Origin of the sequence: Paenibacillus wuxiensis (assembly GCF_040195695.1) — a bacterium.
Classification (GTDB): Bacteria; Bacillota; Bacilli; order Paenibacillales; family Paenibacillaceae; genus Paenibacillus_B; species Paenibacillus_B suaedae.
In genome coordinates this window covers 191048-215501 of sequence record NZ_JBEFZI010000001.1, presented here as the reverse complement: position 1 = coordinate 215501, position 24454 = coordinate 191048, and the positions used below count along the sequence as shown (strand labels likewise).

Below are 24454 nucleotides of genomic sequence, written 5' to 3'. Positions count from 1 at the left end.
CTTCTAGGTTCGTGGCTCGTCCCCTCGCCTGTACAACTCAACAATCACTTACAGACGAGGAGAATAACAATGACGACATCGAACACGAACACGGAGAAACAAATGAAGCAAGAGAGCGGGCCTTCCGGCAAAGAGCAAGCATTGAAAACAGATATACAGGTTCTTAATCGGGATTTGAAGCATATGATATGGTTTATTATCCTGTCAGCGGTAGTCATTACCGCACTTTATTTTCTCATGTAACGAACGTACTACAAGCATCCCATTCAGCAGAGGCTGTGTGGGATGCTTTTTTATGGATCCCATCACGAAAGCGCATTCAAAAATATAGACACCCTGACGGCTTTCCACTCTGCATCTCAGTTCGATGTGAGGAAGGAGAGTGTGAATACCATTTTTTATACAATTTCGAGAAATAAAGAGCATCTTCGTAGCCGACAGCCGCAGCAATTTGCTCGATTGTTAACCTTGTCGTCATCAGCAATGTTTTGGCGCGCTCCATCCGGATGCGCAGCAAAAACTGCATAGGCGATTCCCCCATTTGTTTGCGGAACATCTTCGATAAATAGGTGCGGTGATAGCCTAGCGTATGTGCAAGTTCGTCTATGGATATGGATTTATCAAACTGCAGCGACAGCCAGCGAGCTGCTTGTTCTACCTGACGTTCGATATCGGAGCGTTTATCATCGTTATTCGCATCAGAACCTTTGTCAGTAGTACGTGCATATTCAGCAAGAACAACACGCATATAGCCCTCAGCTTCCATGTCCCCAGCACTGCCTCCGATTTGAAGTGCTTTATATACATTCCGGAACAACGCTTCTACTCGATGTATGCGATAGCCTTGAACAATTGGTGCATGCGGCCCAATGCCGATTATCGCCAACAGCTGTTCGACACCGCTGCCGCGATATCCTATCCAGCGGTACTGCCAAGGATCTGCTTCATCAGCTACATAATGATGAAGCTCCCCCGGGAAGATGAAGAAGCTCTCTCCTGCCCCAACTTCATAGGCAACCCCTCTAATCGTAAATTTCCCTCTGCCAGACTGTACACAATGCACGATCCCGTAATCATGAACGCTAGGACCTACGTGGTGCAGAGGTTCCGTGATTGATTGGCCGCAGAACAATACGGACAGTTCTCCCTTGGAAGGTGCTTCATTAATTGCGAGATTTGCTCGTTCACCCATCCGGTTCCCTCCTAACTGACAACAATCCTCCATATTCACATTCGTTTTCCCCATACCAAGCCTTAATCGATTCAGATACATTAATTGTACAACAATCATTTCCAAGTTGCATCACACCATGCCGATGTTCCCTTACATTTCATGACAGCAGCTCGGAACGAAAGGAGACAAGATATATGAGTAAAATTACATTTCTCGGAGCAGGAAGCACCGTATTTGCCAAAAACGTATTAGGTGACTGCATGCTCAGTCCATCACTGCAAGGATTTGAGCTTGCCTTGTTCGATATTGACCACGAGCGTCTTCGTGATTCCGAAAGCATGTTGACCAACATGCTTGGAACGACTGGCAGCACCTGCCGAGTTGTTGCCTACACAGACCGCAAAGAGGCACTGCGCGGCGCTAAATATGTAGTGAATGCGATTCAAGTTGGCGGGTACGATCCATGTACAATTACAGACTTCGAAATTCCGAAGAAGTATGGCCTTCGCCAAACCATTGCAGATACGCTCGGAATTGGGGGTATCTTCCGCAATCTGAGAACGATCCCTGTCATGCTTGATTTCGCCAAAGATATGCAGGAAGTATGCCCAGATGCTTGGTTCCTGAACTATACAAATCCAATGGCCGTGTTGACCAATGTGATGAACACATACGGCGGGATCAAAACAGTAGGACTCTGTCATAGTGTTCAAGTATGCGTACCTTGGCTGTTCCATGATCTTGGCATCGACAGTGAAGGTGTAAGTGCGAAGATTGCAGGCATTAATCACATGGCGTGGCTGCTCGAGGTAACTCGCAACGGCGAGGACTTATATCCAGAAATTAAACGCCTTGCCTTGGAGAAACAAAAGACAAAGCACACCGACATGGTACGTTACGAACTTATGTTCAAATTCGGCTATTACGTGACGGAATCCTCCGAGCATAACGCTGAATACCATCCATACTTCATTAAGAAACAGTATCCAGAACTGATCGAGAAGTATAACATTCCTCTGGATGAATACCCTCGACGCTGCATCAACCAAATTGAAGGTTGGAAAAATATGCGTGAACAGCTCGTCAATAACCAGCATATCGAACACCACCGTACCCATGAATATGCCTCATATATTTTCGATGCTATGGAAACAGGAACCCCATTCAAACTAGGTGGTAACGTTATGAATACAGGACTTATCACCAATTTGCCGCGCAATGCATGTGTTGAGGTTCCATGCTTCGTTGATCGCAACGGAGTTACGCCTACCTATGTTGGCGATCTGCCGCCACAGCTTGCAGCGTTGAACCTCACGAATATCAATACTCAGCTTCTTACGATCGAAGCTGCAATTACAGGGAAGAAGGAGCACATCTACCACGCGGCCATGCTCGATCCGCATACGGCAGCAGAGCTTAGTCTGGATGATATCGTCTCCTTATGCGATGATCTGATCGAGGCTCACGGAGATTGGCTTCCGAAGTTCGTATAGGGAAGAACTCATGCAAAAGCGGTACAGTTGATCGACAACTGTACCGCTTTTTCTACTGCTATATCTTGATGACCGTTCATTATTCCCCTTGTGCACGTTTATGCACTTGTGATGCCTGCGCTGCTTTCTTGGCCTGCTGGCCTCGTTTAATGGACAGTCCAGCTGCCACGACAACGATCACCAGTGCGATCTCAAATCCATACTTGATGAATGGATTCGAGAAGAGACCGGCTAGCGAATCGAACTTCATGAACTCACCGACGAACATTTTTGCTGCGGTCCACGCTAGCACCGCTGATCCGATGATAATAATGATCGGGTAGCGCTCGATGAATTTCAGTACAATTGTGCTTCCCCACACGACAATAGGGACGGAAATTGCAAGTCCCAGTACGACTAGCAATCCATGTCCATTCGCCGCACCCGCTACAGCCAGCACATTATCGAGCCCCATCGCTGCATCCGCAATAATAATCGTTCGAACTGCCGCCCAGAAGCTGCCTCCCGCCTGCACATTATGCTCTTTTTCTTCGACCATGAGCTTGATCGCAATCCATATGAGCACGGCTCCGCCAATCACGAGCAAGAACGGAATTTTGAGCAGCCATACAACCCCTAAAGTGGCCAGTGCTCGAATGATTACTGCTCCGATCGTACCGAAGATGATGACCTTCTTCTGATCTTGCTTCGGTAGGTTGCGAGCCGCTAGACCGATAACAATCGCGTTATCTCCTGCTAACACCAAGTCAATGACGACAATGGACAGCAGCGTGGTCCAGAACTCTAATGAAAATAGCTCCATTGATAGTTCCCCCTTGACATTAGTATGTATAAATACTGTAAAAAACATGAACGCCGCTACCACGATCGTGGTAACGGCGTTCCGATCAGAAAGAGACCTTCACCAACGCAACCATCGTGGCAAAGGTCTCGCAAACAACGTTATACGTTGCCAGTAGCGCCGAGGATGCGCGTTGTGGCGTATCCCGTAATGACGACGGTTACTGTGCTAGCTACTCCCCTTTGGAGTATTCGTTTTTTCAGTGAACTAATCATAACACCGGTAATCGAATTGTTCAACCATCATTTCTCTCTATTTTCTCGCTCTATTACAGATCTAGCGTTGTTCGAATGATAACAATTGGGTATGATGAAGATATACGTATTTAATCATAAGGAGGCTTCCCCATCGTGAGCAAAGAACTATCCAATCATCATCCTTCACTTGAAAAAGCAACCTTTGCCGGTGGCTGCTTCTGGTGCATGGTCACGCCGTTCGAAGAGCTTCCTGGCATCCATTCGATTGTGTCTGGCTATACAGGAGGACACACTGACAGTCCTACATACGAAGAAGTATGCTCAGAGACAACCGGGCATGCCGAAGCCGTCCAAATTACATTCGACCCTGCTCTATTCCCTTATAAGAAGCTGCTCGAGCTATTCTGGCAGCAAATTGATCCTACAGATGAAGGCGGACAGTTCCATGATCGCGGTTCGTCTTATCGAACAGCTGTCTTCTATCACAATGAGGAACAACATCAGCTTGCACTGCAATCCAAGCAAGAATTGGAGCAGAGCGGTAGATTCGATAAACCAATCGCTACTGAGATCGTTCCCGCTGGCACGTTCTACCCAGCAGAAGAGCATCATCAAAACTATCATCAGAAGAATCCAGCCCATTACAAGCGCTATCGCTCCGCATCGGGCAGAGATGCCTTCATCGTGAATCATTGGGGAGTCTCCGATGAAGAGCGTACAGCCCTTCAAGGGAAGCTGACGCCAATCCAGTATCGGGTAACCCAGCAGAATGGCACAGAGCCCCCTTTTTCCAATGAATACTGGAACCACGAAGCAGAAGGAATCTATGTGGATATCGTATCTGGTGAGCCGCTCTTCAGTTCGTTGGACAAGTTCGATGCAGGCTGCGGCTGGCCAAGCTTCTCGAAGCCGCTTCGTTCCAATCATGTGGAGAATAAGCTGGACACTTCTCACGGCATGGTTCGTGTGGAAGTAAGGAGCAAACTGGCCGACTCCCATTTGGGACATGTATTCGATGATGGCCCTACCTCAACAGGACTTCGTTATTGCATTAACTCTGCAGCCCTGCGGTTCATTCCGAAGGAGAAGCTGGAGCAAGAAGGATATGGGGAATTCGCATCCATTTTCTCGCACAACTAGGATTCTCTAGTACGAAGGCCCAAATGAGGAACGACTTAACCGTTCTCATTTGGGCCTATATCTAGATTCGCTCAATTGTTAACAAAATACCGCTCTTGTCGTCGCACATTTTGAATCGGGGTATTTGATTGCAGTAGGCATCTATTCGTTCACGTGCCTCCAAGGCGGCGGCACATTGCTCCATCCCAGTAGTAATGATGTATTGGAACCACCGCTCCATACTGCTCTGTTCCTCGTCAACACGCCAAGGATAAATGCCATCTGATACAAGCAGAATATGCGTAACTCCCTGGAGTGGGAGGGCTCCATATTCCAGGCGATGCTGCACGGCCTCATCTCCATTAAGGACGCTGTAACCGAACTCTGTATTCGCACGGGAACGATTCTGCCTCAGCAGCTGCCGAATCTCTTCTGGCTGCCTATGCTCCCTCCAATCCTCCTCATGCTCCATCCACGCTGACAAGGCTCGCTCATCGAAGGGGGCGACTCGATCATAAGTTACAGCTCGAACCTCCCCGGATTCATATAGCGCGTATATCATGCAATCGCCCGTCTGCGTCCAATACGCATAATACTCATCAAGCCACACAGCGGCATGAACCGCACCGAACCTTCGTCCTGTATCGTATGGAGCGATGCCGTATTGGCGCATCGTATTATCCAACTTGCGATTTGCATCCATGAGTCGAGCACACATCACATCGAGTGGAGAATCGATAGCTGCTGTAGTAGTGATAGATTCCAGACCACGAGCAATACTCATGGCAGCCATCTCTCCTGCCGTATGCCCTTCCTCATCTGTAATAGGCTCCAATCCAGATACACCATCGATGACCGCATATAGCTGCTGTTCGGGAAGTGCAATCATCCGGTCTTCATTTCGTCTGCCCTGCCCCTGTCTCGTTGCTGCATCACAATGAATTCGAATCATTGCTGTTCCCCCTTCAATTGTTCTTACGCTCAGCTACCTGACTTCTGCACCATCTTCGCAGCTTGGCCGAACAAACCCATTAGCATGAAAACAACGATAATATATAGCAAGAACATCGGCGCCGCCATTGCGGAGAACACCATCGGTGATGCAAACGCGAATCCGAGCATACTTAATGAACAAGCGAGTGCAACTGTAAAATAGATGGATCGTCTACGGGCCATATGTGCGATGTAGCCCCAGTCACGGCGCAGTGCATACTCCCGCAAACCACTGCACATGAAGGTTACTAGTGTAATGTTCAACCCCGTCTCTGCTATACTGCGAAACACTCCAATCCATGCTCTCGCTTCCGCACTGACTCCGCCTAACAGCATCGGCTGCAGCAGCTCATACACCGCTAGAACGATCAGCGGGATACATACTCGCTTCGCATGTAGAAAGCGATCAGATACGGATATCAATTGTGTTACACCGCTAAATACCAAGGCAAAGCCTACGATGTCCGGCAGCAGATCAACGCCCCTCGGCGCATAATCAATAAAAAATAACAAACCCCATTGAATTCGTCTAAATGCCTTTGCTTCCATATTCATCTTGTTCATCTTTGATGTCTGCATGTCCTTTCCGTATGTACTTCTACAAGCAAGCTGTACCCAATTATGAAACAGTTCAGCATGCTGTTATCTTGCTTCAGTATACCGTGACGTCTTAAGCGAACGCAATCTCGCGTCCTATTTGGAATATTTTTTCAGCCTATTCACTCAATTCGGATTATGTAAGTCCATTCCTTTTGCAGTATAATGGTTAAATGTCTAGTTGAGTAACATTTCCTTATAGCCTAATAGAAGCTACATACCTTTCAGGAGGAAGCATAATGAATCACATTAAAATATTTTCGGACAGCACATGCGATTTGCCGAAATCACTACTTGAACGTTATGACATTGGCATTATCCCTTTATATGTTACTTTCGGTGACGACGCTTATCGTGATGGAGTGGATATGACCCCTCCGGAATTGTACAAGCGTGTAGATGCATGCGGCAAGCTGCCGAAGACATCTTCGCCATCTCCAGCTGATTTTGTAAAGGCATTTGAGCCATTTGTGAACGAAGGCCGCAAAATTCTGTATATCGGGTTGTCTTCCCACTTATCGTCCACCATTCAGAATGCCATTATTGCCGGGGATATGCTCGGTGAAGGTACTGTAACTGTCATTGACTCCTTAAATTTGTCTACCGGTATCGGGATTCAAGTTCTCAAGGCAGCGATGGCACTGGAATCTGGTTCATCTCTGGAGGAAACTATAGAACTTGTTGAGGACGTTCGCGGCAAAATGGAAACCGAGTTCATTATAGATACATTAGATTATCTATATAAGGGCGGACGCTGCAACAGTCTGCAGAACTTGATCGGCAGCCTGCTTCGCATTCGTCCTGTCATTAAAGTTGTCGATGGAAAAATGATTGCGGCCAATAAAATTCGCGGCAAACGCGAGAAAGCACTTGAGCAGTTGAAGCAAAATGCGCTGGATCATGTGGATGAGATGGACAAGGATATCGTATTCGTCACTCATTCCTTATCGCCTGAAGATGCCAATATGATTCAGGCCGAATTGCAAGAGAAGACGGGCGCAAAACATGTGATCCTGTCGGATTGTGGTTGCGTCATCTCCAGCCACTGTGGACCAAACACAATTGGAATCGTATACGCGCGCAAATAAATATACAGCGGCTGACCTCGCCACTAGAGCAAGGTTCAGCCGCTGTATTTATGTAGAGAACGTATCGTATTTTATTCCATTGTACGAGTAAAAAAACGAGCAATCCCACCCGCCCCAACAGCAAGGCAGATCCCAAGAAGCATCTGTACAATCACTTCAATGAACTTGGCGCTGTCATCCGTCCAAGCCCGCTCTGCAAATAAAGCCACTTCTTGATTCGAGAGCATAATCAATAGCTTGATAAATTCCGGGATGCTGTTCACGAGAAGCATAATACCAGCAATACCTAGTCCGATTTGAAGGGTGGTGCGAAGCACCGGGTTCGCAGAATGCGTCTGGCTGCGCATCGGAAGGACACTTTTCTCGCCGCTACTCGATACGTCTGTATCTTGTGTCTTCACTAGAGTCACATCACGTAGTTTAGACGGTGCTAGCGCCTTCGATAATGATCCTGCCGTGCACCATAGGATGATTCCTCCTATAAGCGGAACAAGGACAGGAAGGAGCAGTATGACGAAATTGGTGATTACAATATTTTCACTTCCAACCTCCATATGAATCATCGAGGAGATCATATTTACCAGCGCAGCTGCAATCTTCGCCAACTCTAAGAAGGCGGTCACGATCCAATAGAGAGCGCCGAGCCGAACAGCCAAGAAGGCCAATGATCGAGCATTCAATTGATTTTCCTCCATTTCTGAGCATGGATTCATAATCATCTATTATACAGGATGTCTGGCGCTTATTGGGAAGTTATTTGCTCTGATGCCTCAGCTGGTATACGTATGGATACAGATGTGCCAATGCCAAGCCCGCTCACAATTGTAACTCCATACTCTGCACCGTAGTGCAGTTTAATACGTTGATCTACATTTCGAATGCCGTAGCCTGTATTCACATGGTCTCTTCCATCAAAAATATCATGGATTCGCTGAGCGGTCATACCTACCCCATCATCGATGATCCGGAACAGCAGGTCATCCACATCCTTCTTTGCTACAATTCGAATGAAAATTCGATCTCCACACCAAGCATGTTCCAACACATTTTCAATAAATGGCTGTACAATCAGCTTTACCGTACGATACGGCCATACTGCTGGGTCAATATCGAACATAACACTAATGCGATCACCGTATTTAATCTTCTGTATATCTACGTAAGCCTGTGCCTGCTCCAACTCATTATGTACCGGTATCATCAGTTTGCCGTTGTTAAGCGCAAGTCGGTAGAACTTAGCCAGGCCTAATACCATCTGCTGCAGCTTCTCATTATCCCCGAACTTCGCTAGCCGATTAATAGAGGACAACGTGTTATACAGGAAATGCGGATTGATTTGCGATTGCAGCATCTCCAATTCCGCTTCCTTCTTCTGCAGCTGTGTCAAATACACTTCCTTAATTAGCGCTTCAACATTTTCGCCCATGCTATTCAATGCGGTGGCAATTTGAGAAAATTCATCCTTGCCCCGATAGGAAATTCGTTTGTGCAGATCGCCTTCCCGAAAAGCATTGAGCACTGACACGAACTTCGTAATCCGAATCGAGAAATATCTCGAAATGAACACTCCTGCGAATGACAACACAATAAAGCAGATCAAGCAAATAAAAATAACAAACAATCGAACCTTCATCGAATCTTCTTGAATAATGGAAAGAGGCACATGTGCGACCAGCTGCCAAGATTGCTTCCCTACCGTCTCCTGGATCGTCAAATAGTTGCTCTGCGTATCCGCTTCATTAGCAGGCAACTTGCCAGACTGATAGATGCTTCTCCCCTGTTCATCCACTAGGTAGATTACGCTGTCATTTCCAATCTTCGAATAATTAATACTATCGAACAGCTCCGAGATCGCAACATTAAGGCGCAAAAATCCAACTTCTTGAAGCTTCAGAGGATTATTGGTGTCCACAAGCCGACGAAGCAGGGAAATTCGACTATTCTCTGCATCACGCTCAATTTGGCTCCACTTCATTGTGATGCTGTACTTCTCGGGTGGAAAGCTCTTATACCAATCCTTATCTGTAATTCGATTCAAATGATAAATTTCATACGGCCAGTTATAATCCGTAGGATTCTCTTTCCCAAATGTACTGTGATGGATCTCATTTATGGATTCATTACGAAAAAAAACAGAAATCCACAGCTTCATTCCAGTTGCCGAAGATGCCGCTTCTATCTTAGGAATAACATACTTCGTAATGCGATCATAATTTTCCCAGCCTTCCTCGTAGCTGCGCAAATATCGATACAGCTCATAGTCGCCGTACAATATAGAAGATATGCGAATTATATCCTGCATCTTATATTCAATATTATCGCGAATCTGCAGCAGTGTTCCTTGTATATTGTTCCGTGTATGCTTGCGAATCGATTGATCATACATGGAATGGGAGACAAGTCCTATGACTAATACAGGAACAATGATGAAAACCATATAAGTCAGCATGAGTTTGTAGCCAATCGGCAAATAGCGGAACTTCGGTCGCTGTTCGTTCATTGACTTCTCCCCTATCATGTTTCCCGCTTGCGATATTCCATCGGAGTCATGCCGTATGCTTCCTTGAATTGTCTGCTAAAATAGGGAAGGTATCGATAGCCTACCTGATTCGCAATTTCATAGATTTTGATGGAGCTCTCATGGAGCAGCTCGCGTGCCCGCTCCATACGAAGCTGTATAAGGACTTCACTGAACGATTTCCCAGTCTCCTCCCTGAACATGTACCCCAAGTAGTTCGGTGAGAATGAGAATTGATTCGCCACGTCCTTCAGTGTAATGTTCTCGCTCATTTTATCCTTCATCACTTGAATCATTTCTCGAATGAGCCGATTATTCTTGGAGGTAGATTTGCTGCGCAAATATTCAGATATTTCAAATGTCTTCCTGACGAGCCAGGAGCGAATATCGCTCACCGTATCAAATTGCAGCAGAATATCCAAGTTATGCAGCTCCATACCCAATATATCGAACAGATTCTCATCCTTTGTCTTCAATTGCTCATCCAGCTTCCATATGATGAACATCGCGAGATTATGAACGGTAAACTTAGAACGGAGCATGCTCACAGATTCGAACAGCCTCTCTATCTCATCGTAAATACAGACCAGCTCATATTCCATCAAGGCGTGAAATAGTGCCTCCATACGTTGTTCCAATGTACGCGCATCCATCATTTCGGGCTTCAAACTCACCGCTTCGTAGCGGATAAGCCTCCCTTTGCCAATAAACATTTTGCCATCAACCGCTTTGGTTGCCTGTTGGAACGAGAGATAGAGCTGTTCCAATCCGTTTACTGGTTCCCCTACCCCAACTGTCATCGTCACGGAGAACTGAGTCTCAATCACCTTATATAAATCATCAATGAAAGGGTCTAAATACTGATCATGAATCAGCACCATCATCCGATGAGGCGTCAACTTGCAGCAATGAGGCATATGATGCTTCAATCCAACCTCATTGACCGCATACAGGAATTCCTTCGTTGTAACCTCATGTGACAAGCTCGTATGTTCTTGCGTCCAAGTCATATAGTCAAGTTCCATAACAGCAACTCGGACAGGCCAATTCAGTTTGTCAAGCCCATAAGAGGCAACTAGCTTCATCATTCCATCCTGCTGCTCACTTCTCCACTGCCCGTCAACCAACCGCAACAGCAAATCATTCTTCGCCATCGGAATCATATGCTGATAGGCTTCCTCCACATCACGACGCTTCCGGTCATCATCAAGATCCTGCTTCACCTTCTCGAGTGCAGCGATAAGCTCATCATCATTCATCGGCTTGAGTACATAACTGTAGGCCTTCAAAGATAATGCCTGTTTCACATAACTGAAATCTTGGTGACCGCTTACAAAAATAATTCGGATATTGGAATTTACCTCAATCGCCCTGCGGGCCAGCTCCAACCCGGACATATTCGGCATATTAACGTCACTGACGATAATATCGATAGGCGTACTATCAATAATATGACAAGCCTCAAAGGCGTTATTTACCGCTGCTGCAACTTCTAACCCAAGCTCTTCCCAAGGAATGAATTGCTTCATTCCTTCCAGATCAAGCATCTCGTCATCAACTAACAACACGTTATACATGAATGAGGCCCCCCAAATGATGCAGTCATACAATTCTCATTCCAGCATTTCCCTAAACAAAGTATAACAAGTTCAACTATCATTTGAACAGTCAGATGATTTCAAAATAAAAGATTGGATCAAAAGAACGAAGACCCGCTGGCAGACAGCGAGCCTTCGTTCCGAAGATTATTTACCCATTGCTTTCTTATTCTCCGTCCAAACTTTTGTAACATGGTCAAGGAACTTCTGATAACCAACCTTCATGGAATCATCATGTGCTTTATCCAGAATTTGCAGTGCTTCTTCATCGGATTTCGCGTACATGGATTTTGCTCTAGCTGTCAACCAAATATCTCTAACACTTTGTCTAGCAATCCCCTCTTCACTATCTGGAGTCGGCTCCCAGCCGAGGAACTCCGTGAAGTCACCTTGTGAAGCCCATGTTACTTCCATTTGCCAGCGGTTGCTGAAATCAATCTTATCTGCTGGTACAGTAGACAACATTTGCTTTTTCGTATTATCCATGAACATTGTATTGCCCACCCATACCAAGTCGCCAGCTTTACCATTTATTTCAGAAAGCGTTTTCGGATCATTCATGTATTTATCCTTATTAAATTTCGGTGTCAGACCATCAGCTTCAAATCCATCCCAATAACCATCCGCTCCTGGAGGTCCCCAGTTAAGTACCATACTGCCTTCAGGGCCAGTCATCCAGTCAAGCATCGCGAATATGGCCTCTGGATTTTTCGCATTTGTCGTAATGGCAGCTACGTTCCATCCAAGTTGGTTATATGTTCCTGGATAGATTTTGCTAGCATCCAGACCTTGTTTTACAATCGGTTTAATAAACATATAGCCGTCTTCCGGATCCTTCTTCTTCAATTCCTCATCTGCTACAGCTAGCATCTTCATCGGATCGAAAGTTGCAATAACAGCAAACTTGCCATTCATCGCTTTTTCTCTTACTTGGTCTTCTGTTTGCGTATTCGCATCTTGCGTCATCAGCTTCTCACGCATCAGCTTCGCTGTATATACAACGGATTCACGGAAGCCTGGATCCTTATAGATGGAGACCATTTTATCCCCATCTGGAACTGCGAAGAAGCGAGTAAGGGACAAGTTATTTTCTTTAAAGGAAGAGAAGAGTTGGTCAATACCGTGACCGTCTTTTGCCAATCCCGTTTCAAATGGAGTGACGTCAGGGAACTTCTTATGAACAGCTTGCAAGTATGCATACAAGTCGTCAGTCGTCTCCAATTTTGGAGAGCCGAGCTCTTTATAGATTTTTTTGTTGATTGCATAGCCCGCGTTTCCGTTTGGCTGCTGTGTATAATAGTTCGGTACCTGATAGATCTTGCCGTCAGGCGAACGGAGCAATGCTTTGTGATTTTCAGTCAAATACTTCTTGAAATTCGGGTACTTGTCAATATACTCATCCAATGGTACGAGCATACCAGCCTCACGAAGACGTTCTATATCGGGCCCTCTGTCAGTCCAGATAATATCAGGAAGCTCATTGCCCGCAATCATCGTTTGCAGCTTCTGTGCATTGTTGCCACCTGAACTGATTCCATTGACCGTAATTTTCAAGTTGTCCTGTATCCACTTCGAAGCAGGGTCCTTACCCCATTTCGGCAGCTGGTACCAACCATAGTTGCCATAGAACGATACTTCAAGTGGTTCCTTGCCCAATTCGTACAGGTCACTCTTCGGAGTTTCACTTGATTCTTTGCCCGTGTCGCCTTGCTTCACAGGTTCATTCTCAGGTGGAGCACTTGTCTTCCCACTGCCGCATCCTACTAACAGAGTGAATACCATAAAAACAGACAACACACTCAGCAGAAGATTTTTTTTGTTCTTCACGGCTTTTTCCCCTTTCAATTTTGTAATCTATGTTTAAAGCAAGGTTGCTCTAAACGCATCCAAATGTCCAGCAGATTAAACAATCGCTACTCTTTCAACGAGCCAATCAATACACCTTTTACAAAGAAACGCTGCAAGAACGGGTACACACATACAATTGGAAGCGTTGCTACCATAATCGTGGCCATCGTCAATGCCTTTGAGGTTATTTTCTTCGCAGCATTGATGTGCACAAGCGCACTCGTATCTACATTGGACAACTGTTCAGATGCGATGTTGGAGAATAGTATCTGTCTTAGTATCGTCTGAATAGGAAGCAGATTCTCGTTCGTAATATAGATACTGGCTACGAACCATTCATTCCAGTGCGCAACCGCTGTGAACAGAGACAAGGTAGCAATAACAGGGCCAGATAACGGGAAGACAATACGGAAGAATGTTCCCCAGTTACCGCAGCCGTCAATCTTCGCTGACTCTTCCAAGCCTTGCGGCAAGCCTTGGAAGAAGGTTCGGAATATAATCATATTCCATACACTAATAAGTGCCGGAATAATGAACACCCAGAAAGAGTTGAACAAACCAAGTCCACGAATGAGCATATAGCTCGGAATGAGACCGCCTCCAAAATACATGGTAACAATACACATAATCATATAATACTTGCGGCCCATAAGCCCTCGCTTCGACATCCCGTATGCAAAAATGGCCGTCGCTAAGATGGATGCTACCGTTCCAATGACCGTTCGCAAGAGGGCAATCAAAAACCCATTCATTAATCGCGAATCTTCGAATACAATTTTATAGTTCTCCAATGTAAACTCGCGCGGCCAGAAAGTAATGCCGCCCTTAGACGTATCCAATCCTTCATTAAACGATATGACAAGTGAATTCCAGAATGGATAAAAGGTCGAAAAGGCCAATAAGGTTAACACTACATAGATAAAAACCGTAAAGATGCGATCTCCTATACTATCACGTATCATTATTCAGTCCTCCTAGTTATGGAATGATTCATTACCATAAGCTATTGCCCGTCTTTCTGGCAATGAAGTTCGCAAATGTAAGCAACGTGACGCTGACAACAGCCTTGAACAGGCCGATTGCCGTTGCATAGGAGTACCTGTAATTATCAATACCGACACGAACTACATATACATCAAGCGAGTCTGATACTTCTCTCAAGGCTGGATTCGAAGCGAGAATGAGAATGTCCTCGAAGCCTGCATTGAGCAGGTTGCCGATTGCAAGAATCATAAAGATGATCACAACTGGCATAATGCAAGGCAGTGTAATGAGCGTCATCTGCTTGAATCGACTCGCACCATCTATCGATGCTGCTTCATACAAATGAGGATCGATCCCTGCAATCGCTGCCAAATATACAATGGAGGCAAACCCTATTTCCTTCCATACATTGGTTGCAACGAGAATCGACCAGAAATATTCTGCCAATGACATGAAGTTAATCGGCTCATCGATAATCCTGAGCTTCTCTAACAGCATATTTATGCTGCCATTGTCTACGGACAGTAAGGATGTAACCATGGATCCGATAACTACCCATGATAAGAAGTGAGGCAAGTACGTAACGGTTTGAATGACCCGTTTAAAGGCCATCTTGCGCACTTCATTAAGCATAAGCGCTAACACAATTGGCGCTGGAAACCCGAAGATAAATTTCATAAAACTGATAATAATCGTATTTCGCATAACAGGTACAAATTCTGGTGAATTAAAAAAATCAATAAAGTGCTTTAATCCTACCCACTCATTGCTGAACAGATTGAAGCCTGCCTTAAGCTTATAATCTTGAAAAGCAATAAGAATGCCATACATAGGGATATAAGAAAATATAAAGATTAGAGCAAGTGCGGGCAGCACCATGAGTTGTATGTCTATTTGCATAAAAAATCGTTTTAATGCGCTTTTCTTATGCTTATCCAGGTTCAGGCCCGGTTCTATCTCTGCTCCCGTGGTTGCCTTCGCCATATGAAAATCCCTCCTTGATTCAATATAACTCTTGCTGAATAAATCTTAACTCCTTCCAGATGTTGTCTTCTTCATTGTAAAAGCAAAGCGCTTTCACGGATATATGACAAACCAACGATTATTGATACTTTGACACGTTCTTTTATAAAAAATAACAATAACTTTTACAGACATAAGGTATTGTTTCTTCAATACACCTCATTAAGCGGTATATCTACCAGCTTGCGAAGCGAACATTTTCGCATATTCGCCCTGTTTTTGAATTAACTCCTCATGACTGCCTTCTTCGATGATTTCACCATCATGAAGTACAATAATTCGATCAGCATTCCTGCAGCTGCTCAATCGATGGGAGATCATAATGGTTGTCTTCCCCTCGCATAATTTCATAAAATGATCATATACCTCCGCTTCAGACTTAGGATCCAAAGCTGCCGTTGGCTCGTCCAATATCATGAATTGTGCCTGCTTCATAAACGCCCGACTTAATGCAATTTTCTGCCATTGTCCTCCAGACAATTCATGTCCGCCTTCGAACATAGCCCCAAGCGCCGTATCCATGCCTTGCGGCAGTTTGCGCAGTATCTCCCCTGCCCCGGCATTGTCTGCCGCTTCCATAATCATTGCATCGTCATGAATATGGCCCAACTTTCCCATGGCAATGTTCTCACGTGCAGTTAGCTGGTAATTGACGTAATCTTGGAACACAGCAGACACATTCTCCCGCAGGCTTGCTGTATTTATTGCACGAATTTCTATCCCATCATATGTGATTGAGCCTTCGTTCGGGAAATAGAGTCCTAATAAACATTTCACAAGCGTACTCTTGCCTGCCCCATTCTCTCCTACGATTGCAATTTTTTCTCCAGCCGCAACACGGAAAGTAATATTTTTCAATATAGGCTTGGATTGATTCGAATATGAGAAAGTAAGATCGCGCACCTCAATACAATCATGCAGCTGACTTGGAAACATAACTGTATTCTCTTTTCTTTCCTTGTCTTCTTCTGTTTCTATATGTAAATATTGTAATACTTCACTGACAAATAAGGATTCTTCATATATCCCCGCTATATTACGTCCCAATCCTGATATGAACCCCTCTATTTGCACCAAAGCCTGCGTCAGTGAAACATAATGGCCTATTGTCAATAACCCCTGATAGCCAAACCATACTAATATACCGAAAGTACCTATGTTCAAAAATGATTGTACAGAACCAACTAATAAGGCTCTCCAGCTCGCTGTTTTCTCCAATTGATATCGTTCATCTGTTGTTTTCCAAAATAACTCAGTCCACTTCCCTATTACATAATCTGTATGTTGATAGATTCTAAATTCTTTAGCTGCATGCCTGCTGTGCAAAAGTTGGAGCAAATAGTGTGTTTTTCTTTGTGTTGGGGTTTGATTAATCATTTGCATGTATTTGCGCTGGCCGAAGTATAAATTGACCCACAAACTAGGAATCAGCATAAGCAGCACAACAAGTGCGAGTATCCAATGAAAGGATAGTAAGACAGACAACATTCCGATTATAGATATGGAGTTCCGCAGCGCGTTCATAAATAATACAAATATCGAAAATCCTCTAATATCCATGCCGAGAGCTGCTCGCTCAAGCTGATCAAAGTACTCGGGACGGTCAAAATAACGAAGCGGAAGCTTAGATGACTTGTGGACTAATAAGTGTTCAAAATAAAACTTTAAGTGCTGCTGCGCACGAAACCCTACAATCTTCTCACCAAATTGAATTAGTTTATCGAGAAGCAGCAGTGTACCCTGAATCCCTAACAGCAGATAGATTGTCAGCAGGGAACTGGAGTGGCTTTCGAATAGTGCGGTTATCTCATCAATGAGTTCCTTTACTAGATAAATTTGAACGACAGGGATTAACGAACTTATTATATTGCACACAACAATAATCATAGTCATTCCAGGAATGACCTTCATCATCGTGGGGATAAACTGAAATAGGACATTTGTAATAAGTCTTCTTTTTTCTTTAAAATTACGTTTCCCATCACTTGAAATTTCCATCGTTTATTCTCCTGTTTATACGATCTTTTCAATGCAATGAAAAAGAGAAGAGAGGGAGTCCCTCTCTTCTCCGTCTGACTACTAACAAGTACAATAATAAGTAGTAGTAGAAGAACCTGCGCATACATAAACGCTTTCATAAACAAATTTTTCTTGCGGATAGTGCGCACACTTCGACGAAGTGCATCCGCCTGTCGTGAAGCAACCTGAACTCATATGCATAGCCTCCTTTCAACATAGTCATATTTATAGTCAAAGGCAGACGCCTTAACTACCTATTGCAATTACTTTAAGCAGCAACTTTCATCTGCCCCTTTTCAACTAGCAAGTTCAACTGCTCTTCAAAATTGATAATGCTCTTGGTTCGTACTTCTGCGGCGGAGGATAAGTAATAGATGAACGGGTAGTATCCTGTCTGAAGTCTGGCCATATCTGAGGGAATGATAGGGACAATGGGCATCGTTAGCTGAAATTGATTAATTATTTTCTCTACGTCAAAATCATTGCCCTGCATCATTAAGATAATTTCTATGTCTGGCCTTAATTGATAGAAGCGTTTAAGGATTGGGTATACGAGTTTGCATTGATCACAACTTACAGAGGTAAAAGCGATGAGGAATCCTGTTTTGGTCATGCTCTTCAAATCAATTGATCCTTGATTAATCGAGTCAAATTGGAGCTGGGGAAACAGTTCACCCGCAGGCACTCCATGATGCTCATGCACCAACACTGGGCCTTGATTCGTATTGGCTTGCTGAATATTCCGTTTTTTTCCAATTTGGACAATATAATAGGTTTGCAATGTGACAATAATCCATAGTGCTAAATAAGAAATGTTAAAAACCTGTTCCATTCATGTCCTCCTAACTTAATAGGCTGCGATTATTCCATAACGTATAGACATTAATGAGCCCGATAGTGAAACCAGCAATACTGATCCATTCGATTGCTGCTGTTCCGCTCATGGAAGCAGGACTATGCAGCCAGATGCATAATAGAGAGGCTCCGAAGAATGGAGTGTTTCTTATCATTGTCCCCCAACCTAGTTGCTCTTCTGTCGTTTTCCCGAAGCAATTGCATGTAATCTTTTTCTTGTCCCATAGTGCTTTTCCAGCTACGAAATAGAATGAACCAAATAGGAGAAGCGAACCTACCGCTCCAGCATAATGAGTTGAATCAATCACTAGTAAGGCGGCAATGAGCAGTTCGAACACTATGACGCCCCAAGCCGTAAAAGAAGGAAAGTTGAGCTGTTGTACGGTTTTTTCAAAATCATGATAACTTACTAGCTTGGCAATTGAAGAGTACACAAGAATTGTACACAGAAAAATAGTCAATGCTGCTTCAAGTCCCATATGTTCCCCCTCTTCATTCAAAAAATAGTACAGCGTCATAGTAAGATGTTTGCTAGATCGCATGAGTCTAGTTCTTTAGTTGCACCACTCTAGTTATATTGAAGTATATGCCTTGCAATGAAATGTTGAAATATGACAAAACAACGATTATTGATACTTTTACATGTTTTTATCATCACGATGCATAAAAATACGAATATGATCCTGAGGTGAATGCGAAAAGTGCCCAAAGCGTTGGTTCGCTTTGGGCACTTGCGTTATACAATATTAAGAATACTAATTAAGATAAATTAATTTTCCACCTTCAGCTCTTCAACAGGACGAGTACGACAGCTGCCCTGCAGCACACGCTCGCTCACATTGCCGAAAGTATCTATTGCCTGTACCGCGATGGAGTATTCACAATCTGGCTTCAGCCCGGGTATCTCCAGACGAAGCTGCTCCGGAACCGGATATTTATAAGATTCGGAAAATGCAGCGTAATGTACAGCCTCTTCTAGTTCATTGCGATTCTCAACCGTAACGTTGTAGGCATGTACAAGCTCATTATCAGATGCCTGATCGAAGACGATAACGATAGAATCTGAAGTTGTACACTCCTCTTCTACATGCAATTGTGCGTGATCAGGGAAGCATGGCGCTTCTGTGTCACGATGAATGGTATATGTAAAGGTTGAAGTTGACGCTGGCAGCGACACAACCCAAGCGTCTCCAATTTCACGATCATATTCAAAATCAAGTCTGTGTATGGCAACACGATTCTCAAATACCTCGACAAGCAAGCCTTGGCTGAACTTCTCGAACCCTAATGGCAAATTCCCTTGAAGCTTGCCATGTTCCACTTCCATATAGCTAAGCGAAGCCGTTCCAACAGAAGTAAAGTCCTCCTGATGAATACTGCGCGGATCCTGAAGCGGATAGTGGGAGTGCCCGGAGAACGTAATAACCTGCGGATATGGCCGCAATGCCTCCATAAGCGGTTCAATATTGTCCTGAATGCCCCAGTCCTCGCTGCCGTACACGGTGTCCTTCAAGTGCTGATGCAGGAAGACGAATATAGGACGCTCTGCTGAATCGGCTGCAGCCACCTGCAGTTGTTCGCGAAGCCATGCAATCTGATCCAATGAGAAGTACCCTGATGTAACCTTATCCTCTGTCGCCATGACAATGAAATGGTAACCCTTAATGACCTGATGAAAATATAAGGATGGCATCTCCGTTTTTGCAAGAAAGCGAGCCTGCGCTTCTTCAATCGGAAGTCCGTTCCAATAGTCGTGATTGCCGATCGTGATGAGCGGTGTCGCTCCTGGCAGCTTATGCTTGCGGAATACTTCCAAATTGCGATCGTATTCCTCCTCAAGTCCATTGTTTGTTAAATCCCCTACAATAACAAACGCATCCTGATGAGGCGCCCTTGCATTCAACTGCAACATCGCTCGTTCGAACTTGGCGACACTACCTTCACCCGAAGGATCAATATGTATGTCACTGATTACCGGAAAGACGAGTGTAGGCTGCATATGTGTTGACATCGATCGTTCATCTCCCTTGTCCTGTTCATTCTATTCGATCTGCAATGCATGAAGCATGGATTAATTCACCTCTAGTCTATAACCTTTTTCTAGAGATGACCAGAGTAGAATATTTACTTAATTCGTGTTGTGAAATAGTTATGCTTTCTTAACTCGTCAAAAATACCATATTTCGCTATAATAGAGGTCTACATGAAGCAAGATGCCACCATTGTCCACCTTATCGTGAGGATGTGTAAATGCCTTGTTAGCCATTGAACGCCGAAAACGCATCATGCAGCACCTGTTCCAGGACGGCAGAGTTCTCGTTGCAGAGCTTAGCAAGCAGTTTCGAGTGACGGAAGAAACAGTGCGAAGAGACTTGGATCGTATGGAGAAAGAAGGTCTCCTGCTAAGAACACATGGGGGAGCATTTTTAGCAGAGACATCCGTAAGCTCTGACGTCCCTGCATGGGTGCGCGAGGACTGCTATTTGTCTGAAAAGAAGTGGATCGGAACAAAGTGCGCTAGGCTTATCCAACATGGGGATACGATTATGCTTGATTCGAGTACAACTTCACTCCATATCGCCAAAATAATAAAAGCGCGCAAGCAATTGACTGTAATCACAAATTCACTAAATGTCATCATGGAACTATCAGATGCTGAACATATTAAATTAATTTGTACCGGTGGTACTCTTCGCCGCCGATCACTGTCCTATTCTGGACATGCTGCTGCCAACGCCCTCGCCCGATATACTGCCGACAAAGCCTTCCTCTCGTGCTCCGGTATCGATCTTACACACGGCGTAACTGACGCCAATGAAGAAGAAGCTGAAATACGCAAGATTATGCTGCATCATGCGAAGCAGAGTATATTAGTCGCAGATATAACGAAGTGCGAGAAAATAGGGCTTGTCAAAATTGCTGAATTGTCCAGCTTCCATACGCTGGTTACCAATTGTCCGCTGCCATTGCAATGGAGAGAGGGACTGGCGGCACAATCCATTATTCTCGATGATCAGTGCGATCCGAATAAGCAATATGCCGCGACGGCTCGATGCAGTATGAACAGTTAAATGAAAACAATGATTGATGATTACTCCCTAATTGGAGACCTCATCAATCCGCTTCCTGCTCGTTCTTGAACTTTTCTACCAAAATATCGCGTATCGTAATTGCCGTGGGGGATAATTCATCCCTGCGGGCGCCGATCCACTGCTTATTATGATGACAGGCGCCCCTTGGTCTTACCTGTTGTTTCCGGTCGGGTTAGGAGCCGTTGTCTTAGTACTGGCGGCGTGGACATATCATCGTACACAGGGAAAACAATATCCTAAGCATTGGTTCACCTCATAATGTTGCAAATAAATAATAAGGAGCAGATCGCAACGGCGACCTGCTCCTATCTTTTTTGGACTGCTTGATTACAGTACCTTCTTCAGTTTTTTCACATAATTTGCTCGAATGAATAAGAAATAGACAACCTGAATAACGAAGAATGTACCTAATACTAGAATGATTTCTTTTAAAATAGAGATTTGCGAGAACAAATTTTGCAGTGTGTTCAATGCAACGGCACCATGAATGATAGCTACGACAATCGGTACAAAGAACAGCAGTCCGATTTGAGTGGATACAACCTTTGACAGTTCCCCTTCAGTCAGACCCAGCTTGGAGATAGCTCGATACTGCACGATATCGGAATCCAAATCCGAGAATAGTCGGAAGTACAGGAAGCTGCCTGCTGCCACGAAGAAAACAATTCCTACGAACAAGCCTGTCAGCAGAATTTGGCCCATACCCTGATTCACTTCCTGCATCGCAAGCGCTCGCGCCTGAAAACGATAGTGGGGATTGGTACTATCAGCATTCAACTGTGTATTCAGCTTCTCAGCAACTGCCTTCGTTCCCTGCCAGTCATCCATCGCAAATACATGCATCTCCATATCGGTTTTCGACTTTGGAAGTGCGTTGAAATCTGAATCCGACATCACAAGCACATGATTTCCAGTGATGTATTGACGAACATCTTTGCTCATGTCCGGTACATCTGTCAATTGAAGCTTGCTTCCACTGCTCAGAATCAAAGTCTGCCCCTTCGACCAGTCCTTCTTCCCTCTGTTATATCCGAAGTCATCCATCTTGAATTGCATCAATACCGCACTTCCTGCATCTACACGGATCTTATCCTCCGAGATCAGGTTATAATCCGTTACGGAAATTGCATTGAATGAGTATTTATCTTTAAGCTCCGCATCTTTATTATGAATAACGAAGCTGTCATAGTTAACGTTTTCTTCCTTCAACCCTGTCTCAATGTATGCAAGATGTTTTTGCTCCTGCTTATTGTCGGCATAGGACTCATAAGACATCGGCGGCATCGATCCTGCAACGCCTTCAGTCAGCATCGCTTTGAACCCAACAAGCGTGCCAATGGCTGTAAATGCAACGGTTGAAATAATCGCGACAAGGAAAAACATGCGCGCATTATCCTTCATCCGATATGCCAAATCGGACAGTGTCAACATGTTTGTATTCCGGCGATACAACTTCTTGTTCTTCTTCAATTTATGAATGATGTACACACTTAGCTGTGTGAATAAGAAGTATGTACCGATCGACACAAGAATGACGACAGGCAGCAGTGCAAACATAACAAGGGTTCCGCGTACGATAAAAGCTATCGCATAACCGATCAGCAGCAGCATGGCAGCCAGAATAGCCAGCCATACCGACGCCTTCGGTTCCGGTTTTGGCTTCGTCGAAGCTTTCAATAGATCAATAAGTGAGCTTGTTCGCAAGATCGTCGCCGTAAAGAACGAGATTACTAGGAACAACAGCATAAAGGCCACAAATGTAAACCAAAGCGCCTTTGTTGGGAAGTAGAACGATAACGAATGCTCCAAATACAACATGGACGAACCGAGCATAAGCATCCCTTTAGACAAAATCAGTCCTGCTGCTATACCGGTCACAGTCGAAGCAAATCCAATGATCGTATTTTCTAGAAATACGAGACGCTTCAGCTGCATATTGGACATCCCCTGCATGATGCAGACACCGAATTCTTTCTTTCGCGTCTTCAAGAAGACGCTCATCGAATAAAGAATGAAGAAAAACGTAAAGACGTAAATGATATACTGGGCAACCTGCATCCCAGTTTGTGCGCCTTTTCCGAATCCCCCACTCTCCGCCAAATTCAATTCTGGATGGAAGGCCAGCATCGAATATACGAAAAAGATCATAACAGAGAAAGCACTGCTTATAAAATAACCGGCATACAGCCGCGCGTTGCGAATAACGTTTTTAAACGCGAACTGACGAAAGTTCATCTTCCGCGCCTCCTATTGCCGACAACACATTCATAATTTCTTGGAAGAACACTTGTCGTTGATCATGCTTATGCAGCTCTCGGTACAGCGAGCCGTCCTTAATGAAGATGACGCGATCACAGTAACTGGCAGCAAATGCGTCGTGAGTAACCATCATCATCGTCGTGCCGTCTTCCTTATTGATTTTCTGCATCATTTCGAGAACATCCTTCGCAGACTTCGAATCCAGATTCCCCGTCGGTTCATCCGCTAGAAGCAGCTTCGGATTATGGATCATAGCACGAGCGATTGCCGTCCGCTGGCATTGTCCCCCAGAGATTTCGTACGTACGCTTGTCCAAAATTTGCTTGATGCCCAGCTTCTCCGCTATCGTTTGAACACGCTGCTCCTGCTCCTTAATGCTCACATTTTCCAGTGTTAATGGAAATACGATGTTTTCCTTCACCGTCAAGGTTTGCAGCAGGTTGAAATCCTGAAACACGAAGCCAAGCTGACGGCGGCGGAACAGTGCCAACTTGCGTTTATTTAAGGCGTGCGCATTGCTCCCACCAATCAATACTTCTCCTGATGTGGGCTTGTCGATTGTCGATACCACGTTTAAAAATGTCGTTTTCCCGCTTCCGGACGGCCCCATAATCCCGACGAACTCACCTTCGCGAATGGTTAGGTTTAAATTCGATAATGCTTGATAAGAGACTTTACCCTCGTATACTTTGGATACATTTTTAACCTCTAGCATAGCAGAATTACACGCTCCTTGTTGTTTTCGGTACCTTCACT

The 24454-nt window shown here is 44.6% G+C and carries 23 protein-coding genes; 6 read left to right on the top strand and 17 right to left on the bottom strand.

What is annotated here, in order from left to right:
• Positions 1 to 69 precede the first annotated feature (69 nt).
• The gene (locus ABN764_RS00925; RefSeq protein ID WP_174809167.1) at positions 70 to 243 is read left to right on the top strand and encodes a hypothetical protein; all 174 of its coding nucleotides are present in this window, start codon (positions 70 to 72) and stop codon (positions 241 to 243) included.
• Positions 244 to 319: 76 nt separating this feature from the next.
• On the opposite strand, the gene ABN764_RS00920 is transcribed toward ABN764_RS00925, so the two are convergent.
• Positions 320 to 1192, bottom strand: a complete 873-nt coding sequence (locus ABN764_RS00920) for an AraC family transcriptional regulator (protein WP_446670690.1) — start codon at positions 1190 to 1192, stop codon at positions 320 to 322.
• Between the two features lie 176 nt (positions 1193 to 1368).
• On the opposite strand from ABN764_RS00920, the gene ABN764_RS00915 reads away from it, so the two are divergent.
• The gene (locus tag ABN764_RS00915; RefSeq protein ID WP_446670689.1) at positions 1369 to 2667 is read left to right on the top strand and encodes an alpha-glucosidase/alpha-galactosidase; all 1299 of its coding nucleotides are present in this window, start codon (positions 1369 to 1371) and stop codon (positions 2665 to 2667) included.
• Between the two features lie 79 nt (positions 2668 to 2746).
• Here the strand turns inward: ABN764_RS00915 and ABN764_RS00910 are convergent, their stop codons facing one another.
• Positions 2747 to 3469 (bottom strand): TerC family protein, encoded by a 723-nt coding sequence (locus ABN764_RS00910; RefSeq protein ID WP_174809164.1) that lies wholly within the window; start codon positions 3467 to 3469, stop codon positions 2747 to 2749.
• Positions 3470 to 3609: 140 nt separating this feature from the next.
• Positions 3610 to 3747, bottom strand: a complete 138-nt coding sequence (locus tag ABN764_RS00905) for a hypothetical protein (protein ID WP_155987322.1) — start codon at positions 3745 to 3747, stop codon at positions 3610 to 3612.
• A 111-nt stretch (positions 3748 to 3858) separates the two neighbouring features.
• Here ABN764_RS00905 and msrA point away from each other — a divergent pair, with 111 nt between their 5' ends.
• The gene (gene msrA, locus ABN764_RS00900) at positions 3859 to 4845 is read left to right on the top strand and encodes a peptide-methionine (S)-S-oxide reductase MsrA (RefSeq protein ID WP_028533149.1); all 987 of its coding nucleotides are present in this window, start codon (positions 3859 to 3861) and stop codon (positions 4843 to 4845) included.
• A gap of 61 nt (positions 4846 to 4906) precedes the next feature.
• Here msrA and ABN764_RS00895 read toward each other — a convergent pair whose 3' ends face one another.
• Positions 4907 to 5776, bottom strand: a complete 870-nt coding sequence (locus tag ABN764_RS00895) for a protein phosphatase 2C domain-containing protein (RefSeq protein ID WP_268623265.1) — start codon at positions 5774 to 5776, stop codon at positions 4907 to 4909.
• A 29-nt stretch (positions 5777 to 5805) separates the two neighbouring features.
• Positions 5806 to 6381 (bottom strand): hypothetical protein, encoded by a 576-nt coding sequence (locus ABN764_RS00890; RefSeq protein WP_251482900.1) that lies wholly within the window; start codon positions 6379 to 6381, stop codon positions 5806 to 5808.
• 272 nt (positions 6382 to 6653) lie between these two features.
• Between ABN764_RS00890 and ABN764_RS00885 the strand changes: the two genes are divergently transcribed.
• Positions 6654 to 7502: a DegV family protein gene (locus ABN764_RS00885; RefSeq protein ID WP_174811278.1), complete on the top strand. Its 849-nt coding sequence runs from the start codon at positions 6654 to 6656 to the stop codon at positions 7500 to 7502.
• Positions 7503 to 7573: 71 nt separating this feature from the next.
• Here ABN764_RS00885 and ABN764_RS00880 read toward each other — a convergent pair whose 3' ends face one another.
• The 10 genes from ABN764_RS00880 to ABN764_RS00835 all read right to left on the bottom strand — a co-directional run bounded on the left by ABN764_RS00880 (position 7574) and on the right by ABN764_RS00835 (position 20358).
• Positions 7574 to 8182, bottom strand: coding sequence for a hypothetical protein (locus ABN764_RS00880; protein ID WP_174811277.1), 609 nt, complete (start codon positions 8180 to 8182; stop codon positions 7574 to 7576).
• A 62-nt stretch (positions 8183 to 8244) separates the two neighbouring features.
• Positions 8245 to 10002: a sensor histidine kinase gene (locus ABN764_RS00875; RefSeq protein WP_446670688.1), complete on the bottom strand. Its 1758-nt coding sequence runs from the start codon at positions 10000 to 10002 to the stop codon at positions 8245 to 8247.
• 14 nt (positions 10003 to 10016) lie between these two features.
• Positions 10017 to 11597: a response regulator gene (locus ABN764_RS00870; RefSeq protein WP_065291915.1), complete on the bottom strand. Its 1581-nt coding sequence runs from the start codon at positions 11595 to 11597 to the stop codon at positions 10017 to 10019.
• Positions 11598 to 11765: 168 nt separating this feature from the next.
• On the bottom strand, positions 11766 to 13445 hold the full coding sequence (locus tag ABN764_RS00865; protein ID WP_174810197.1) for an extracellular solute-binding protein: 1680 nt from the start codon (positions 13443 to 13445) through the stop codon (positions 11766 to 11768).
• 86 nt (positions 13446 to 13531) lie between these two features.
• Positions 13532 to 14428 (bottom strand): carbohydrate ABC transporter permease, encoded by an 897-nt coding sequence (locus ABN764_RS00860; protein WP_446670687.1) that lies wholly within the window; start codon positions 14426 to 14428, stop codon positions 13532 to 13534.
• A 31-nt stretch (positions 14429 to 14459) separates the two neighbouring features.
• Positions 14460 to 15434 (bottom strand): ABC transporter permease, encoded by a 975-nt coding sequence (locus ABN764_RS00855; protein WP_028533158.1) that lies wholly within the window; start codon positions 15432 to 15434, stop codon positions 14460 to 14462.
• Between the two features lie 201 nt (positions 15435 to 15635).
• Positions 15636 to 17471 (bottom strand): ABC transporter ATP-binding protein, encoded by a 1836-nt coding sequence (locus ABN764_RS00850; protein WP_446670686.1) that lies wholly within the window; start codon positions 17469 to 17471, stop codon positions 15636 to 15638.
• A 289-nt stretch (positions 17472 to 17760) separates the two neighbouring features.
• Entirely contained in the window at positions 17761 to 18324 is a 564-nt protein-coding gene (locus ABN764_RS00845) for a hypothetical protein (RefSeq protein WP_446670685.1), read from the bottom strand.
• A gap of 10 nt (positions 18325 to 18334) precedes the next feature.
• On the bottom strand, positions 18335 to 18826 hold the full coding sequence (locus ABN764_RS00840) for a MauE/DoxX family redox-associated membrane protein (protein WP_315744161.1): 492 nt from the start codon (positions 18824 to 18826) through the stop codon (positions 18335 to 18337).
• Between the two features lie 290 nt (positions 18827 to 19116).
• On the bottom strand, positions 19117 to 20358 hold the full coding sequence (locus ABN764_RS00835) for a metallophosphoesterase (protein WP_268623258.1): 1242 nt from the start codon (positions 20356 to 20358) through the stop codon (positions 19117 to 19119).
• A 244-nt stretch (positions 20359 to 20602) separates the two neighbouring features.
• Here ABN764_RS00835 and ABN764_RS00830 point away from each other — a divergent pair, with 244 nt between their 5' ends.
• Positions 20603 to 21418 carry a DeoR/GlpR family DNA-binding transcription regulator gene (locus ABN764_RS00830; RefSeq protein ID WP_446670684.1) on the top strand — a complete coding sequence of 272 codons (816 nt, stop codon included), beginning with the start codon at positions 20603 to 20605 and terminating at the stop codon, positions 21416 to 21418.
• Positions 21419 to 21536: 118 nt separating this feature from the next.
• A complete protein-coding gene (locus ABN764_RS00825; RefSeq protein WP_446670891.1) occupies positions 21537 to 21698 on the top strand; it encodes an HPP family protein in 162 nt (53 codons plus the stop codon).
• 68 nt (positions 21699 to 21766) lie between these two features.
• Here ABN764_RS00825 and ABN764_RS00820 read toward each other — a convergent pair whose 3' ends face one another.
• Together ABN764_RS00820 and ABN764_RS00815 are read right to left on the bottom strand one after the other, a co-directional pair.
• Positions 21767 to 23674: an ABC transporter permease gene (locus ABN764_RS00820; RefSeq protein ID WP_446670683.1), complete on the bottom strand. Its 1908-nt coding sequence runs from the start codon at positions 23672 to 23674 to the stop codon at positions 21767 to 21769.
• Positions 23649 to 24413, bottom strand: a complete 765-nt coding sequence (locus ABN764_RS00815; protein WP_065294399.1) for an ABC transporter ATP-binding protein — start codon at positions 24411 to 24413, stop codon at positions 23649 to 23651. The genes ABN764_RS00820 and ABN764_RS00815 overlap by 26 nt, the downstream gene beginning before the upstream one ends.
• Positions 24414 to 24454 lie beyond the last annotated feature (41 nt).

Bases quoted from the DNA above. Each gene is read 5' to 3' on its own strand.
- ABN764_RS00820 (WP_446670683.1), bottom strand. From the start codon at position 23,674: ATGAACTTTCGTCAGTTCGCGTTTAAAAACGTTATTCGCAACGCGCGG.
- ABN764_RS00925 (WP_174809167.1), top strand. From the start codon at position 70: ATGACGACATCGAACACGAACACGGAGAAACAAATGAAGCAAGAGAGC.
- ABN764_RS00845 (WP_446670685.1), bottom strand. From the start codon at position 18,324: ATGGAACAGGTTTTTAACATTTCTTATTTAGCACTATGGATTATTGTC.
- ABN764_RS00860 (WP_446670687.1), bottom strand. From the start codon at position 14,428: ATGATACGTGATAGTATAGGAGATCGCATCTTTACGGTTTTTATCTAT.
- ABN764_RS00835 (WP_268623258.1), bottom strand. From the start codon at position 20,358: ATGTCAACACATATGCAGCCTACACTCGTCTTTCCGGTAATCAGTGAC.
- ABN764_RS00885 (WP_174811278.1), top strand. From the start codon at position 6,654: ATGAATCACATTAAAATATTTTCGGACAGCACATGCGATTTGCCGAAA.
- ABN764_RS00895 (WP_268623265.1), bottom strand. From the start codon at position 5,776: ATGATTCGAATTCATTGTGATGCAGCAACGAGACAGGGGCAGGGCAGA.
- ABN764_RS00855 (WP_028533158.1), bottom strand. From the start codon at position 15,434: ATGGCGAAGGCAACCACGGGAGCAGAGATAGAACCGGGCCTGAACCTG.
- ABN764_RS00840 (WP_315744161.1), bottom strand. From the start codon at position 18,826: ATGGGACTTGAAGCAGCATTGACTATTTTTCTGTGTACAATTCTTGTG.
- ABN764_RS00875 (WP_446670688.1), bottom strand. From the start codon at position 10,002: ATGAACGAACAGCGACCGAAGTTCCGCTATTTGCCGATTGGCTACAAA.
- ABN764_RS00910 (WP_174809164.1), bottom strand. From the start codon at position 3,469: ATGGAGCTATTTTCATTAGAGTTCTGGACCACGCTGCTGTCCATTGTC.
- ABN764_RS00850 (WP_446670686.1), bottom strand. From the start codon at position 17,471: ATGGAAATTTCAAGTGATGGGAAACGTAATTTTAAAGAAAAAAGAAGA.
- ABN764_RS00920 (WP_446670690.1), bottom strand. From the start codon at position 1,192: ATGGGTGAACGAGCAAATCTCGCAATTAATGAAGCACCTTCCAAGGGA.
- ABN764_RS00815 (WP_065294399.1), bottom strand. From the start codon at position 24,413: ATGCTAGAGGTTAAAAATGTATCCAAAGTATACGAGGGTAAAGTCTCT.
- ABN764_RS00915 (WP_446670689.1), top strand. From the start codon at position 1,369: ATGAGTAAAATTACATTTCTCGGAGCAGGAAGCACCGTATTTGCCAAA.
- ABN764_RS00890 (WP_251482900.1), bottom strand. From the start codon at position 6,381: ATGAACAAGATGAATATGGAAGCAAAGGCATTTAGACGAATTCAATGG.
- ABN764_RS00870 (WP_065291915.1), bottom strand. From the start codon at position 11,597: ATGTATAACGTGTTGTTAGTTGATGACGAGATGCTTGATCTGGAAGGA.